This window comes from Marinobacter sp. S6332, assembly GCF_023016045.1.
In the GTDB taxonomy this organism is placed as follows: Bacteria; Pseudomonadota; Gammaproteobacteria; order Pseudomonadales; family Oleiphilaceae; genus Marinobacter.
The window spans coordinates 288,976-303,360 of record NZ_JALKAP010000002.1 but is presented as its reverse complement, the minus strand read 5'-3'; the positions used below and the strand labels follow the sequence as shown (position 1 = coordinate 303,360).

The following is a 14,385-nucleotide window of genomic DNA, read 5'->3' as shown; positions in this document are numbered from 1 at the left end:
TCAGGCCTTGCCGTTTTTACTTGCCCGCGTTTTTTTAGGCTTACGCTTGGGCGGCAGAATTAGCGCTTCTAGTTCATCCAACGCTTCTCCGGTATACACCGCCAGTTTTTGCATGCTGGGCAAGGTGTCCCGGCAACCTGTAAATCCGAAATTCAGTGCTCCCGCATAGCTTAGGCAAGTAATATTCAGAGCACCGCCGTGCGCTATCAATGAAACCGGATACATGGCCTCCAGCTTGGCGCCCTCGTAATACAAGGATTCCTGCGGGCCGGGTACGTTGGATATGGTCACGTTGAACACGGGGCGCATGCGCCCGCCAAGGCCAGACAAAAGCTGCAGGATATAGGGCGACATCAGCAGCATGGTGTACTGGGTGAGGGCGCTCTTGGGCAGCTTTTGTAAGTGCTCTTTTGCCCGGTTTGTGGAGGCAATGATGCTCTGTAAGCGGGTAAGTGGGTCGGCCTCGTTGGTTGCGAGGGTGGCGATCATGAAGCTTATCGCCGTGCCTGTGCCCTGATCATCTGCTGGCCGAATGTTGACCGGAATACCTGCTGTAAGTGGGGTCTCCGGCAGATCATTCTGCTCCAGCAAAAAACGCCGAAGTGCTGTGCCACACAGGTACAGAACTATGTCGTTCAGAGACGATTTGGATGCATGAGCCAGTTCTTTCAGGCGGTCAAGCTTGTAATGCTGGGTGGCGAACCGGCGCTGGCCGGTCACCCGATGGTTAATCTTCGAGACTGGCCCGACAAAGGGTGCGGTAGGGCCAGCCTCCGGATGGCGAGCAGATTGCACGAGGCGGTTCCCGGCGCGCCATAGAGTGGGCGCCATATCTGCTTGCAGCTTAACGGCATCCAGTGCCTGAGAAAATACAGAGGGGGCGCTTTGCCTTGATTCGCCTTTGCGCGGTTTGAGCCTTTCTGGACGCATGGCCCAGGGCGGCAACATACCCTTTTCATTAGGATCCTTACTCAAAACCCGCTGCAGCAAACGCACGCCACTGATGCCATCAATCATCGAGTGATGCATTTTCGTGTAGAGGGCAAACCGGTTGTTTTCTAACCCCTCTATCACGTGACACTCCCAAAGCGGGCGAGCGAAATCCAAAGGATTGGAGTGTAAGCGTGATACTAGAACGCCTAGCTCCCGTTCACCGCCGGGCTTGGGAAGAGCTGAGTGGCGCACGTGGTAGTCAAGGTCGAGGTTCTTGTCGACCTTCCAAGCGGGAGCTATTAGCCGCCCCAGTGTGCCGGACCATGCAAGCTTGGCGCACCAGGGGTGTGCAATCTCGCCAGTCTCCTTCATGCTGGTAACCATATCGCGAAGGAAGGTGTCGGGCGCGTCTTCCGGCAATGAAAAGATCAACATGTTGCCGACATGCATTGGCGTGTCTTCAGACTCTACGGCTAACCATGAGGCATCAAGTGTTCCCAGGCGTTTCATTCCTTAAGCACCTCTGCCCGGTTCGGGGCGTCAAAGAGTGTCTTTTATTTGTTGTCTGCAAGTATACGGGTTACCGCTTACTCAGGCGATCATTGATGTAAAAAAATATCTTCAAACCATTTCAGAGGTTTTATACAAGGTTGCGACTATCAGGCTCCCGAAAGTGTAGCGCTTGTGTTAGTTTCACAACGTTAAACGAATAACAAATAACAACATCCGGAGGCATTGTGGAATCCAGCCCACTGATCTCAGCAGGACTGCCGATTGCATTGTTCATTATCATGATTGGTATAGGCATGACCCTGACCATTCGCGATTTTCGCCAAGTGGCGGTTTATCCCAAAGGCCTAATTGTCGGAACCCTAACGCAGATTTTGTTGATGCCTTTGGTGGCGTTTGCATTGGCGTCTCTATTAGCAGTGCCGCCCGCCATTGCGGTGGGCTTGGTGATTATTGCCGCGTGCCCCGGAGGCACTACCTCCAACCTCTTTGTGTTGCTTGCCAGAGGCAACATAGCGCTGTCGATTGTGCTGACCGTTAGTGCGAGTTTGATCACCATTCTCACACTTCCGCTGTTTACCAATGTGGCGTTGCAGTTCTACATGGGCACGGAGGAAGATATTGTTCTGCCGGTGTGGAAAACCATCGGTATGCTGGTTGGAATCGTGCTGTTTCCGGTGGCAATCGGTATGCAGGTGCGCTCACGTAAGCCAGAGGTGGCGCGCAAGGCTGAAAGTATTGTGAGTGTGTTCGGCGGCGTTGTACTTGCCTTGTTGATCGTTGCGCTTATGTATGGGGCGCGGGACCAGATTTGGGAATTGCTCAAGCAGGCAGGGCCAGCAACCATTTTGCTGAATGCAGCGGGTATTTTTATCGGCTTGCTTGCGGGCCGTATGGCGGGGCTGACCCAACGAGAATCTCTGGCCGTTGCTGTAGAGTTGGGGGTGAAAAATGGCACGATTGCTCTGATGGTGACCCTCACGTTACTGGAGTCTAGCGCCATGTCGATACCGGCCGCCGTTTATGGCGTACTCATGTTCCCCATCGGCTTTTTGCTTGCTATGTACGGTCGGCGCCTCATTCCCAAAGCCAGCGCCGAGCTTTCGAAGTAAGGAGAAATAGCGTTTGCCGGCGCTTGTGCGCCGGCAGGGGTTTTTGGCTTACATCCAGCCGTCTTTATCCACCCGTGTGGGTTCCATGCTGCCCGCGTGGTAGTCGATTTCCAGTTCTTGCCCCTCGGCGTTGTCTCCCTCCACTTCAATCTCGCCCTTGGCGTTGATTTTGATGTCTTCAATGCGGTTAATGCCTTGTTTTGCACTGGCATCAATGTACTTTTCAACATCCGCGGCAGTCAGGCCCCAAGGGCCGTCATTTCGCTTGCGGCGCTCTTCTTTTTGAATGGTGCCATCGCTATTGATGTCTAGCTCTACATACCATTGCCCATCTACCCAGCCTTCAATCTCCATGCTGCCAACGTCGTCGTGATCGTCTTCGAGTTCAATGCTGTGGAAGTGCGAAATGCCGTAGTCGGATCCAATCTGGATTGCCCGCTTGGCGTCGTCAACCGGGCCGGATGCGAAAGCCAGTGGCGCGGTAACAAGGTTTGCGGTCAGTGCGGTTGCTATGAGTGTTTTCATGGTATTGCTCCTGATTCAATGATGGTGGAGTGTGTTTCAATCGTCTTTTAAAAGCGTTCTTGGACGTGCTCCTGTGGGAAGACTTCCTGAACGTTGAGTGCATCTTAGGTAAGGGCTGCTTGCAGGAGAGTGAGTGTTTCGTTCATGGTTCATTCATGTTGGCTCTGACAAAATGACCCTATGAAAAATTTACCCTGCTACCTTCTGAAACTGATCATCCCCACAGCCGCATTCATTGCCGCAGCCTTAGCCATAGCCTTTTGCCTAACAGCCGCTGTGCCAGCCTCTGCAGATGAAGACTGGCGCAAGCTCCATGAAGAGGTGCAAGCAGGCCGAATAAAGCCGTTAGGTGAGATTTTGGACAGCCTGCTCCGGGACTGGGAAGGTCAGGTCATTGACGTGGAGTTTGAAGAAGACGATGGCATGCGGCTTTATGAAATTGAATTGCTGGGCTCCGAGGGGCAGGTCGTCGAGTTTGAAGTGAATGCGGTCACGGGTGAGCTTATCGGCATTGAAGGTAACAACATCAACGGAATGAAACGCCAATGAAAATTTTACTGGTAGAAGACGATGAACCTCTGGCCCTTGGGCTTGCATCGTCGTTACAGGATGCTGGCTTATTGGTGGAAATTGCAGGCGATGGTCGCACTGCGGATTTTATGATCAGTACCGAGCGTTATGATGCGGTTATTCTCGATTTGGGCCTGCCCGACGGCAACGGAGCGCAATGGTTGTCGGGGTGGCGCGAGCAGGGTATTGAACTACCGGTTCTGATTTTGACGGCCAGAGAACGCTGGTCTGATAAAGCTGCCGGCTTTTCTGCCGGAGCTGACGATTACGTCACCAAGCCGTTCGAAACGGCAGAAATCTTGTTCCGTTTGAGAGCTTTGGTTCGCCGGGCTCATGGACATGCCCATCCGGTTATTCGGGTAGGGGATATTTGCCTTGATACCCACAGCGCCCAAGTAACCCGCGCTGGCATGCCGGTATCCCTGACCGCTCAGGAGTTGAGATTGCTTTCCCACCTTGTACACGCTGCGCCTCGCGTGGTCAGCCGAGCGGAATTAACCGAGCACGTGTATGACGGTGATACAGAGCCGGATTCCAATGTGATTGATGTGCAGGTCAGCCGCCTTCGGCGAAAACTGGGTAGCAAGAGTATTGAAACCCTGCGGGGACAGGGCTATCGAATGGTTACGGATACCAGCGAGGAATCATGATGTTGGCAGACCGACTGCGTCGCCTTCCCATAGCTACACGGATGCTGGTATCTGCGCTGGTTTTGGTTGTACTGGTTCTACCTGCTGCCGGTTCCTTGCTGTCGTGGAACTTTCGCGAGGCGGTGAACACAGCCTTCAATGAACGGTTGGAGTCGCTACTTAACGTAGTGATCGCCGGGGTTAGCTACGATATCCATCAGGATGCTCTGGTAACCAATAGGCAGTTGGGAGACTCCCGCTTTGATCGTGTATTCTCCGGATGGTATTGGCAGGTTCGTGACGATGGCCAGCGGGTACTTACTTCCCGCTCGTTGTGGGATCAAAGGCTGGCGGTGTCTCAAGAGCCCGACATGGCGTTTCGAACCATCGCTGGCCCCAGAGGGAAACAACTTCGCTTGCTGGAACGGGACATTCGTTTGCCCAACCTCAACGATGTTCTGCATGTTCAGGTGGCTGCGAGTCTGGATGAGGTAGATGCCCAGGTTGCGCGATTCCAGACTTTATTATGGCTCTCTCTGGCAACACTGGGCGGGCTACTGATTGTGCTAATCGGCTTGCAGATCCGCTGGGGATTAGCGCCCCTGCGCCGAATTGAGCAAAGCTTGAAGGCGGTAGAGCAGGGTCGGCAACCGTCAGTTGAGACCGATCTGCCACGAGAGCTGGCGCGTCTGGCAGATGCCATTAATACGGTATTGGAAAGAGACCAACGCCTGATGGAACGGGGCAGAACCGCTGCGGGAAATCTGGCCCATGCCTTGAAAACCCCGGTTGCCGTGTTGGGCACTCTGGCAGAACGCTTACCGCGTGAACAGAAAGCGGCCATGCAAGCAGAGCTCAAGCGTTTGGATGAAGCCATACGGCATCATCTCGCCCGCGCGTCGGCAGCGGGGCCGGTGACTCTGGGCGCGGAACAGGAGGTAACCACCGTACTTGCGCCGGTTATTGAAGGCGTCCAGCGTTTGGCTGGAAGACGCGGATTGGTGTTTCAGAGTGATTTACAGGAAGGGCTTCAGGTACGGATTGACGCACAGGACTTGCAGGAAATTGTCGGGAACCTGCTGGAAAATGCCATCAACTGGGCCAAGGGTTGCATCAGCTTGACGGGCACTGTAGAGGGTGGCTGGCTGGTGCTCAGCGTTTCCGATGACGGCCCCGGTATGTCACCAGAAACACGTGAGCAGGCCCTGAGCCGGGGCGGCAAGCTGGATGAAACAAGATCCGGCTCCGGGCTGGGGCTGTCGATTGTTACTGAGCTGGCGGCGTTACACGGTGGCGACCTCAGGCTGGGCGAAAGCACTTTGGGCGGTTTGCACGCGGAAGTGGTCTTGCCACTGACTCACTTACGCTCAGGACGTTAACGGCGGCGGGTGCGGGCAGTGGTATTCATCAACTACCGTACCTTCATCCACGCTTTCCAGATGCACATCAAACCCCCACAGCCTGTGCGCATGCCGCAGCACTTCCTCTGTATCCTTGCCCAAAGGCACTCTATTTACAGGTACGTGCCTGAGCATCAAAGAACGATCACCACGAACGTCCACATTCCAGACCTGAATATTGGGCTCCCGGTGGCTGAGGTTGTATTGGCGGGCCAGCTTCTCCCGCAGTTCCCGGTAGCCAGGCTCATCGTGAATGGCGGTTACCTTGTAGCTGTCTTCCTGATCATCATCTTCAACGGCAAAAAGCTTTAAATCCCGCATCACTTTGGGTGACAGAAACTGTTGAATAAAGCTCTCGTCTTTGAAGTTGGCCATGGCAAAGTGCAGGGTTTTTACCCAGTCAGTACCAGCAATATCGGGAAACCATTCGCGATCTTCATCTGTAGGTGCTTCGCAGATTCGCCGTAGGTCCGTAAAGATAGAAAACCCGAGGGTGTAAGGATTGATGCCGGAATACCAGGGGCTATTGAACGGCGGCTGATACACCACAGCGGTATGGCTTTGCAGGAACTCCAGCATGAAACCGTCAGTGACCAAACCTTTTTCGTACATTCTGTTCAGCAGGGTGTAATGCCAGAAGGTGGCCCAGCCTTCGTTCATTACCTGCGTTTGGCGCTGCGGATAAAAATATTGCGCCAGTTTGCGCACAATCCGGATGATTTCCCTCTGCCAGGTTTCCAGTAGGGGCGCGTTTTTCTCGATGAAGTACAACAGGTTTTCCTGAGGCTCCTCCGGGTAGCGTTTTTTGCGCGTTATCGGGTCTTCGTCCTCATCCATTTTCGGAATGGTGCGCCACAGATCGTTCACGCGGCGTTGCAGATATTCCTCCCGTTCTGCTTGGCGCAGGACTTCTTTAGCAGCCGAGATCGGGGCAGGCCGCTTATAGCGATCAACGCCATGGTTCATCAATGCATGGCAGGAATCCAGTATTTGCTCCACCGCATCCACGCCGTGGCGCTCTTCGCATTCAGAAACATAATGTCGGGCAAACACCAGATAATCAATAATGGCGCTGGCATCTGTCCATGTGCGGAACAGGTAGTTGCCTTTAAAAAACGAGTTGTGGCCATAACAGGCGTGGGCAATCACCAGTGCCTGCATAGGCAGGGTGTTTTCTTCCATCAGGTAGGCAATGCAGGGGTTAGAGTTAATCACAATCTCATAGGCCAGCCCCATCTGCCCCCGCTGGTAGCCTTTGGAGGTACTAAGAAACTGCTTGCCGAAAGACCAGTGATTGTAGCCAACCGGCATGCCAACGGAGCTGTAGGCGTCCATCATCTGCTCGGCGCTGATCACCTCAACTTGATTGGGGTAGGTGTCTAGGCCGAACTCGGCGGCGCACTTGGCAATTTCCTCATCGTATTGCCGTATCAGCTCGAAGGTCCATTCTGATCCGGTGGAAACCGGTTTGCGAGTTGCCGGGCTGTCGCTGCCCGGAGCATTGGGGCGATCTATGGCGTCACTCATGCCGCTTTCCTCTCAAAAAGCCTGCGAAAGACCGGGTAGATCTCGCTGGGCTCCGCAATCTGTTGTTGCGCAAAACTTCCGGGGAACTGCTCCTGCACCCGCTCATATTCGTACCAGAGCATCTGGTGATCTTGGGGCGTAATCTCTACATAAGCGTAATACTGCACCAATGGAAGAATGCTGTCGGTCAGAAGCTTGCCACACACCGGCGAGTCGTCGTTCCAGTTGTCGCCATCGGATGCCTGAGCTGCGTAGATGTTCCACTCGGCCGGGGAGTAGCGGGATTCGATGATCTTGTGCATCAGCTTCAGAGCGCTGGAAACAATTGTGCCGCCGGTTTCACGGGAATAGAAAAACTCTTCTTCGTCCACTTCCTTGGCGCTGGTGTGGTGGCGAATGAACACCACGTCGATCTTTTTATAGTTCTTCTTCAAGAATAGGTACAGCAGGATGAAAAACCGCTTGGCGGTGTCTTTATGCATCTGCGTCATAGAGCCGGAAACGTCCATCAGGCAGAACATCACAGCGCTGGTTGCAGGCTTGGGTTGCTTTAAATGCTGGCGGTAACGCAGGTCGATTTCATCAATAAATGGAATCCGTTTCACATTGGCTATCAGCCGTGCGATTTCGTCTTCGAGTGCTTTAACCTGATCCTCATGGCTGAACGCAGCGTCCAGATCAGCGGTCGCGCTTTTTAGCTCCGCAAGCTGGGCCTCAAGCTCGCGAATCTTTTTCTTGCGGGCACCGCCAAGGCCGAGACGGCGCGCGTGGGCGCCACGCAGTGACCTTACAACGTCGAGCTTGGCGGGCACACCCTGAGTGCTGAATCCGGAACGCACGTAATTGAATGCTTCGGTGTCTTTGAGCTTTTTGCGAACAAGGTTAGGAAGCTCCAAATCGTCAAACAGGAAGTTCAAGAACTCTTCCTGCGTTATCTGGAAAGCAAATTCATCCATGCCCTCGCCATCGGGGCTGGCTTGGCCTTGCCCCTGACCTTGGCCCTCACCACCTTCTGGTTTGGGTAGCCGATCTCCGGTTACAAACTCCTGATTTCCCGGGTGAACCATCTCCCGGTGACCGCCTTGGCCGTGGTGAAACACAGGCTCATCAATATCCCGCGAGGGAATGCTAATGCTCTCCCCCCGCTCTATGTCAGTGATAGAGCGCCGGTGCACCGCATCCGAAACCGCCTTTTTTATGTGATGCCGGTAGCGGCGCAAAAACCGCTCCCGGTTCACCGCGCTTTTGTTTTTGCCGTTCAGTCGTCGGTCGACTATGTGGGTCATACCCATAATTCACACTCCACTTACAGGTTCCGGCCTAGGATGGCAGGCTCGTTTATAGAGCCTGCCATCCTGCTAGTGAGACTTGCGAACCCGCAGGTACCACTCTGCCAGCAGGCGCACCTGCTTCTCCGTATAGCCACGATCGACCATGCGTTCGACGAACTGTTTGTGCTTGTTCTGATCCTCCTGGCTGGCTTTGGGGTTGAACGAAATAACCGGCAGCAAGTCTTCGGTGTTGGAGAACATTTTCTTCTCGATCACGCTGCGCAGCTTTTCATAGCTTAGCCAGGATGGGTTTTCGCCCTGATTGTTGGCTCGCGCCCGCAGTACAAAGTTGACCACCTCGTTGCGGAAATCCTTGGGGTTGCTGATGCCCGCCGGCTTTTCGATTTTCTCCAGTTCCTCGTTGATGGAAGAACGGTCGAGGATTTCGCCAGTTTCCGGATCCCGGAATTCCTGATCCTGAATCCACAGGTCGGCATAGGTCACGTAGCGGTCAAACAGGTTTTGCCCGTACTCGCTGTAGCTTTCCAGATAGGCCGTCTGGATTTCCTTACCGATAAACTGAACGTAATGGGGTGCCAGAAATTCCTTGATGAAGCGCAGATAGCGCTCTTGAACGTCTGGCGCGAACTGCTCCTGTTCAATCTGCTTTTCAATCACATACAGCAGGTGCACCGGGTTGGCGGCCACTTCAGTGGTGTCGAAGTTGAACACCTTGGAGAGAATCTTGAAGGCGAACCGGGTCGAGAGGCCGTCCATACCCTCGTTTACGCCCGCTGCATCCCGATATTCTTGAATGGATTTGGCTTTGGGGTCTGTATCTTTAATGTTCTGGCCGTCATAGACCCGCATTTTGGAGAAAATGCTGGAATTTTCAGGCTCCTTAATACGCGAGAGAACTGAAAACTGGGCCAGCATGTCCAGTGTGTCCGGGGCGCAGGGCGACCCAGCCAGAGAGCTGTTTTGCAGAAGCTTTTTGTATATCTCGATCTCTTCCGTAACCCGCACGCAGTAAGGCACCTTGACGATATACACCCGGTCAAGAAAGGCCTCGTTGTGCTTGTTGTTGCGGAAGGTTTGCCATTCCGACTCGTTGGAGTGGGCCAGAATAACGCCATCAAAGGGCACCGAACCCATGCCTTCGGTGGTGTTGTAGTTACCCTCTTGAGTCGCGGTTAACAACGGGTGCAGCACTTTGATGGGGGCTTTGAACATCTCCACAAATTCCATCAGCCCCTGATTGGCTTTGCACAGGCCGCCGCTGAAACTGTAGGCGTCGGGATCATCCTGTGAATAATCCTCCAGCATGCGGATGTTCACCTTGCCCACAAGGGCAGAGATATCCTGATTGTTGTCGTCCCCTGGCTCGGTTTTAGAGACGGCAACCTGGTCTAGAACGGAGGGGTATTTCTTCACCACGCGGAATTGGCTAATGTCGCCGCCAAATTCGTGCAGCCGCTTAACTGCCCAAGGCGACATGATGTTTTTCAAGTAGCGGGAAGGAATGGCATATTCTTCTTCCAGAATGGCGGCATCTTCTGCCGGATCGAAAAGCCCCAGAGGCGACTCGTTAACGGGGGAGCCCTTGATTGCGTAGAAGGGCACCTTTTGCATCAGGTACTTCAGCTTCTCTGCCAGCGATGACTTACCACCACCAACCGGCCCAAGCAGATACAGAATCTGTTTCTTTTCTTCCAGGCCCTGAGCTGCGTGCCTGAAGAACGATACTATATTCTCCACAGCTTCTTCCATGCCGTAGAACTCGGAAAACTCCGAATAGCGTTTGATGATTTTGTTGGAAAAGATGCGCGACAGACGTGCATCGCGGGAAGTATCGACAAATTCGGGTTCGCCGATGGCAATCAGTAACCGTTCTGCAGCCGTGGCGTAGGCCGCTGGGTCGTTTTTGCAGATCTCTAGGTATTCTTCAAGACTGCACTCTTCTTCTTGGGTGCTCTCATACCGGTTTTTGAATTGCTGCAGTATGCTCATTGGTAGCCCCTCGCTCGCTGTTCTTCAGCTTTCAGTGCACGCAGTATCCCCGTTAAGTTACGGTCGCCACGACGGCGATTCGCTTTGGTTATAGGTGAATGGAAGTATCGGTTTTGGCCTGTCACGATCTGTGTCGGGTTTTGACCTATTCAATCTGAGCTTAGTTCACGGTCACGAGGTTGGACAGGCTGTTAATGGTTAAGGTTCATTAAATTATGTTACCGCTGGGCTGCTGGCCTCAGCGTTTAGTCAGTCTGAATACGCTCTCTGTTGCACCAATAAGGCCTTTGCGCTTGGTGAACGGGTGGTCGTTGGGCAGCGTGTTGGTAAGAATGTGCTCAATCTCGTAATCCGGTGAATAGAGTTCGCGAACCTCTTCATCGCTCACGTTAAACGGTGGCGGACTGATTTTTGTGCCGTAGTCGAGGGTGATAAGCAAAATGCGTGTGCCATCGGGGATGACGGCCGTAAGATGTTCCACATAGGCTTTGCGCATTGAAGGTGGCAGGGCAATGAGCGCAGCACGGTCGTATACCAAGCGACTGTGCTTTAAGTCATCTGGCACCAATTGAAAGAAATCGCCGCACCAGAGCTGCAGGCTTTCATGCTTGAATTTGGTGAAGGGCTCGCTTGGGTGCACCATGGCTTTCTCGCCCGCCTCCTCAAAAAAGTCTTTACAGGCGATTTCACTCAGCTCTACACCAATAACCGGGTGCCCGCGATCGTGCAGCCACCACATATCGTGGGCTTTGCCGCACAAGGGTACAAAAACACCCTCAGTGCCGCCGCCAGAAAGCTCGGGCCAGTGATCGTATAAAAACTTGTTGACGGAGCCTTCGTGAAAGCCGATTTCCTTTTTGCTCCAGCGCTCGTGCCAGAATTCGTGTTCCATAGTTTCGATTCTCTTATTTGGATGTTTGATTCAGTCTACCTTAATCTCAGCATTTGTTGATGAAGGAGAAAAGTATGAAAGCCGCGTTTTTGGATACTGCTACGCTTGGCAATGATGTGGATCTTGGGCCTATTGAGCGCGTGACTGGTGGTCTTGTGAAGTATGAAGCTACAACGCCGGAGCAGGTGGCTGAACGGATTCGGGGTTTTGATACGGTGTTGGTCAACAAGGTGGTACTCGGGCGCGAGCATTTTGAACAAAGCCCCGAGCTAAAAACCATAGCGGTTGTGGCCACTGGGCTGAACAACATTGACCTGAATGCTGCCAAAGACCACGGCATACAGGTGCTGAACGTGACGAACTACGGGCGCTCCACGGTAGCCCAGCACACCATGGCGCTGATTTTGGCTTTAGCAACGCGCTTGCTGGATTACGATCGGGATGTGCGGGCAGGGCGCTGGGCGAAGAGCGACATGTTTTGCCTAATGAACCACCCCATCATGGAGCTGGAAGGCCGAACTTTAGGTATTGTGGGCTACGGTGACTTAGGCCAAGGTGTGGCCGAGCGAGCCAAAGCCTTTGGTATGAAGATATTGCTCGGCGCGCGGCCGGGGCAGGCAACCGGCAAGGTTGATGGCTACTCACGGATTCCGCTGGATGAGCTTTTGCCTCAAGTTGATGTGCTCTCGCTGCACTGTCTTCTTACCGATGAAACCCGCAACCTGATTGGCGCACGTGAGTTGCAGATGATGAAGCCGGACGCGCTTTTAATTAACACCAGCCGTGGCGGCCTTGTGGATGAAGGCGCTCTTGCGAACGCTTTACGCGAAGGCATTATTAGGGGTGCCGGTTTTGATGTTCTGACCGAGGAGCCGCCGCGCAATGGCAATGCCCTGCTTGCTGGAGATATTCCGAATCTCATCATTACACCGCACTCGGCATGGGCCAGCCGCGAAGCACGACAACGCATTGTGGATATCACAGCGCACAACCTTGCTTCGGTTTCTTGATCTATCAACAGGCAATGTTGTGCAGGGAGAGAGGGTGTGCGAGAGGTAATGGCTTGACAGCACTGCGCTATATGATTCTGGCCGCTTTTGCGACGGTGCTTGTGTCGGGGTGCTCGCCATTCCAGCATCGCGACCAGTTGGCTTTGTTTAACGCCGCTTATGTGACCGGTGATTACGACGCTGCGCTGAAAACAGTGAGCTTCCCTGCGCCTGAAAACAAACCAGTCGATACTCAAGAACATTTGCTAGAACTGCTGCATCAGGGGGAAATGTACCGCCTGACCGATCGAAACAGTGAATCCACAAAAGCCTACGACCTCGCTGAAGAGGGAATGAAAGGCCAAGATACCATGGGGCTGCTGGCAAGCACTGCGGAAGGCTTGATGGCGGTGATGGTTAATGACTCAGAGCGAGACTACAAGGCTTTGCTGTCAGAAGCTGTTCTGGTGAACACCTACAAAGGGCTGGCGTTTCTTGCATCGGGCAATAATGATTATGCCCGAGTGGAATTTAACCGGGCTAATGATCGTACCAGACGCGCTGTTGATTATTTTCGTAAGGAGATTGCTGCACAACAGGCCGCCTTGAAGCATGAAGCGGAGGGGGGAAGCCAAAAAGCCTCTATGGTTCGCAACAGCCTTCAGAGCGGCAGTTTTCAATCAGCGGTCGACAACCGCTATGGTGCGCCTTCGAAATGGTCTGTTTTCCCGGAGTTCATCGTGCCTTTCAGCACCTACCTGCACGGCCTTTATTTTCTCGCGAATGCCGAAGGCGGTTCAGACTACGAACGTGCTGTGACCTCACTTGCCCGAGTGGCAGAAATGAGCCCCGGGAATAGGATGCTGCAAGCAGATGCGGACCTAGCTGAGAGCCTTGCCTCGGGCGCGCAGAGCTTGCAAACCCTGCCGCCACAGGTGTGGATTGTGTATGAAAACGGGCTGGGCCCGGTGCTTAGGGAATCGCGTTTGGATGTGCCGTTGTTTTTGACCTACGGTAACCAACAAGTGCCCTCGTATTTTAGCATTGCCTTACCTGTATACACTGACCGCTCTGCGGTACCCGGGAGCATCGGCGCAGCAGATTCCTCCGGCGAGGTAATACGAACCGAGCGCATTTCGGATATGGGTAAGGTTGTCCGTACTGAAATGAAAGAGCGTTTTTCAGGCATACTCACCAGAGCGGTTACCTCTGCTATCAGCAAAGCGGTTCTTCAGAGAGAAGCAGCTGAACAATTTGGCCCTGTGGGGCAGCTCTTCGCCGCGGTGCTGACCATAGCCACCACTCAGGCTGATTTGCGCAGTTGGCAGGCGCTGCCGAACCACTGGCAGACTGCCCGCATTGATCGCCCGGAAAACGGAACTCTGCCACTGCTGGATCATAGGGGGGAGACGCTGGGCGCGCTGGAAATTCCGCAACAGCCATTTACTCTGGTGTATGTGAAACGCCCGACGTTACAGGCACCGGCAACGGTGATTATTATGGATTTGCAAGGTGGAGCTGAGGCGGCTTTTGCGCGTTTACCCAAGTGGTATGAGTAGTAGCATGAGCTTTCACAGCAATATAGATAAGCTGATTAACACAAAACAGGACGCGCCTTATGAAATCAGTATTGTTCGCCAGCTTGCTGGTTCTTGGTTTGGCAGGCTGTGCTTCGCAACCCGAAGTAAGTAACTTATTGGCCGATAGGCAAGAGCTGAAGGTAGACCCGGAAGTTATTTACATCACGGCCGTAACAGAGCTCTTTGAGGAACGCATACCCCAGCCCGATGGGGAGAGCCTTCTGCAGATACAGTTCGCCGTTGAGGCGAGATCAGACGCAGAGTTGGCGTGGAAAGTAACCTGGTTTGATGCCAAGGGTATGACTGTGCCCGGTGTTGGTGAAGGCTACCGCAAAGCGAGCTTACTAACCGGGCAAACCCGCTATTTTAAGGCGACGGCACCCCACTCAAGGGCCACCAGTTACCAGTTACATCTTCGTGAGCCCAAATAGAAGGAA

Annotated in this window: 13 protein-coding genes; 7 read left to right on the top strand and 6 right to left on the bottom strand. The window is 53.6% G+C overall.

Annotation, left to right across the window (positions count from 1 at the left end):
- Entirely contained in the window at window positions 1-1,443 is a 1,443-nt protein-coding gene (locus MWU62_RS04095; protein ID WP_247113655.1) for a wax ester/triacylglycerol synthase family O-acyltransferase, read from the bottom strand.
- Window positions 1,444-1,670: 227 nt separating this feature from the next.
- On the opposite strand from MWU62_RS04095, the gene MWU62_RS04090 reads away from it, so the two are divergent.
- Window positions 1,671-2,555 (top strand): bile acid:sodium symporter family protein, encoded by an 885-nt coding sequence (locus MWU62_RS04090; RefSeq protein WP_200361900.1) that lies wholly within the window; start codon window positions 1,671-1,673, stop codon window positions 2,553-2,555.
- A gap of 48 nt (window positions 2,556-2,603) precedes the next feature.
- On the opposite strand, the gene MWU62_RS04085 is transcribed toward MWU62_RS04090, so the two are convergent.
- Window positions 2,604-3,080 carry a hypothetical protein gene (locus MWU62_RS04085; protein ID WP_247113654.1) on the bottom strand — a complete coding sequence of 159 codons (477 nt, stop codon included), beginning with the start codon at window positions 3,078-3,080 and terminating at the stop codon, window positions 2,604-2,606.
- 180 nt (window positions 3,081-3,260) lie between these two features.
- Here MWU62_RS04085 and MWU62_RS04080 point away from each other — a divergent pair, with 180 nt between their 5' ends.
- Genes MWU62_RS04080 through MWU62_RS04070 form a run of 3 tightly spaced genes read left to right on the top strand, consistent with a single transcriptional unit; the run spans window position 3,261 to window position 5,658 of the window.
- The gene (locus MWU62_RS04080) at window positions 3,261-3,629 is read left to right on the top strand and encodes a PepSY domain-containing protein (protein WP_247113653.1); all 369 of its coding nucleotides are present in this window, start codon (window positions 3,261-3,263) and stop codon (window positions 3,627-3,629) included.
- Window positions 3,626-4,300, top strand: coding sequence for a response regulator transcription factor (locus MWU62_RS04075; protein ID WP_247113652.1), 675 nt, complete (start codon window positions 3,626-3,628; stop codon window positions 4,298-4,300). The genes MWU62_RS04080 and MWU62_RS04075 overlap by 4 nt, the downstream gene beginning before the upstream one ends.
- Window positions 4,297-5,658, top strand: coding sequence for a HAMP domain-containing sensor histidine kinase (locus MWU62_RS04070; protein WP_227714075.1), 1,362 nt, complete (start codon window positions 4,297-4,299; stop codon window positions 5,656-5,658). The genes MWU62_RS04075 and MWU62_RS04070 overlap by 4 nt, the downstream gene beginning before the upstream one ends.
- On the opposite strand, the gene MWU62_RS04065 is transcribed toward MWU62_RS04070, so the two are convergent.
- From MWU62_RS04065 to tmpT, 4 genes are all read right to left on the bottom strand, one after another.
- The gene (locus MWU62_RS04065; RefSeq protein ID WP_200361896.1) at window positions 5,647-7,206 is read right to left on the bottom strand and encodes a SpoVR family protein; all 1,560 of its coding nucleotides are present in this window, start codon (window positions 7,204-7,206) and stop codon (window positions 5,647-5,649) included. The two genes, MWU62_RS04070 and MWU62_RS04065, sit on opposite strands and share 12 nt — an antisense overlap.
- On the bottom strand, window positions 7,203-8,492 hold the full coding sequence (locus MWU62_RS04060; protein ID WP_247113775.1) for a YeaH/YhbH family protein: 1,290 nt from the start codon (window positions 8,490-8,492) through the stop codon (window positions 7,203-7,205). Before MWU62_RS04060 ends, MWU62_RS04065 begins: the two co-directional genes overlap by 4 nt.
- Before the next feature lie 72 nt (window positions 8,493-8,564).
- Window positions 8,565-10,487: a PrkA family serine protein kinase gene (locus MWU62_RS04055; protein WP_247113651.1), complete on the bottom strand. Its 1,923-nt coding sequence runs from the start codon at window positions 10,485-10,487 to the stop codon at window positions 8,565-8,567.
- A gap of 238 nt (window positions 10,488-10,725) precedes the next feature.
- Window positions 10,726-11,379: a thiopurine S-methyltransferase gene (gene tmpT, locus MWU62_RS04050; RefSeq protein WP_200361893.1), complete on the bottom strand. Its 654-nt coding sequence runs from the start codon at window positions 11,377-11,379 to the stop codon at window positions 10,726-10,728.
- A 74-nt stretch (window positions 11,380-11,453) separates the two neighbouring features.
- Here tmpT and MWU62_RS04045 point away from each other — a divergent pair, with 74 nt between their 5' ends.
- The 3 genes from MWU62_RS04045 to MWU62_RS04035 are packed head-to-tail and all read left to right on the top strand — an operon-like array spanning window position 11,454 to window position 14,379.
- Window positions 11,454-12,389, top strand: a complete 936-nt coding sequence (locus MWU62_RS04045; protein WP_247113650.1) for a D-2-hydroxyacid dehydrogenase — start codon at window positions 11,454-11,456, stop codon at window positions 12,387-12,389.
- A gap of 53 nt (window positions 12,390-12,442) precedes the next feature.
- A complete protein-coding gene (locus tag MWU62_RS04040) occupies window positions 12,443-13,927 on the top strand; it encodes a hypothetical protein (protein ID WP_247113649.1) in 1,485 nt (494 codons plus the stop codon).
- Window positions 13,928-13,986: 59 nt separating this feature from the next.
- Entirely contained in the window at window positions 13,987-14,379 is a 393-nt protein-coding gene (locus MWU62_RS04035; RefSeq protein WP_247113648.1) for a YcfL family protein, read from the top strand.
- Window positions 14,380-14,385 lie beyond the last annotated feature (6 nt).

What these genes read in the sequence shown, in the direction of transcription:
- MWU62_RS04095 (WP_247113655.1), bottom strand. Translation starts at nt 1,443, where the DNA reads ATGAAACGCCTGGGAACACTTGATGCCTCATGGTTAGCCGTAGAGTCT.
- MWU62_RS04085 (WP_247113654.1), bottom strand. Translation starts at nt 3,080, where the DNA reads ATGAAAACACTCATAGCAACCGCACTGACCGCAAACCTTGTTACCGCG.
- MWU62_RS04045 (WP_247113650.1), top strand. Translation starts at nt 11,454, where the DNA reads ATGAAAGCCGCGTTTTTGGATACTGCTACGCTTGGCAATGATGTGGAT.
- MWU62_RS04075 (WP_247113652.1), top strand. Translation starts at nt 3,626, where the DNA reads ATGAAAATTTTACTGGTAGAAGACGATGAACCTCTGGCCCTTGGGCTT.
- MWU62_RS04070 (WP_227714075.1), top strand. Translation starts at nt 4,297, where the DNA reads ATGATGTTGGCAGACCGACTGCGTCGCCTTCCCATAGCTACACGGATG.
- tmpT (WP_200361893.1), bottom strand. Translation starts at nt 11,379, where the DNA reads ATGGAACACGAATTCTGGCACGAGCGCTGGAGCAAAAAGGAAATCGGC.
- MWU62_RS04055 (WP_247113651.1), bottom strand. Translation starts at nt 10,487, where the DNA reads ATGAGCATACTGCAGCAATTCAAAAACCGGTATGAGAGCACCCAAGAA.
- MWU62_RS04080 (WP_247113653.1), top strand. Translation starts at nt 3,261, where the DNA reads ATGAAAAATTTACCCTGCTACCTTCTGAAACTGATCATCCCCACAGCC.
- MWU62_RS04065 (WP_200361896.1), bottom strand. Translation starts at nt 7,206, where the DNA reads ATGAGTGACGCCATAGATCGCCCCAATGCTCCGGGCAGCGACAGCCCG.
- MWU62_RS04035 (WP_247113648.1), top strand. Translation starts at nt 13,987, where the DNA reads ATGAAATCAGTATTGTTCGCCAGCTTGCTGGTTCTTGGTTTGGCAGGC.
- MWU62_RS04060 (WP_247113775.1), bottom strand. Translation starts at nt 8,492, where the DNA reads ATGACCCACATAGTCGACCGACGACTGAACGGCAAAAACAAAAGCGCG.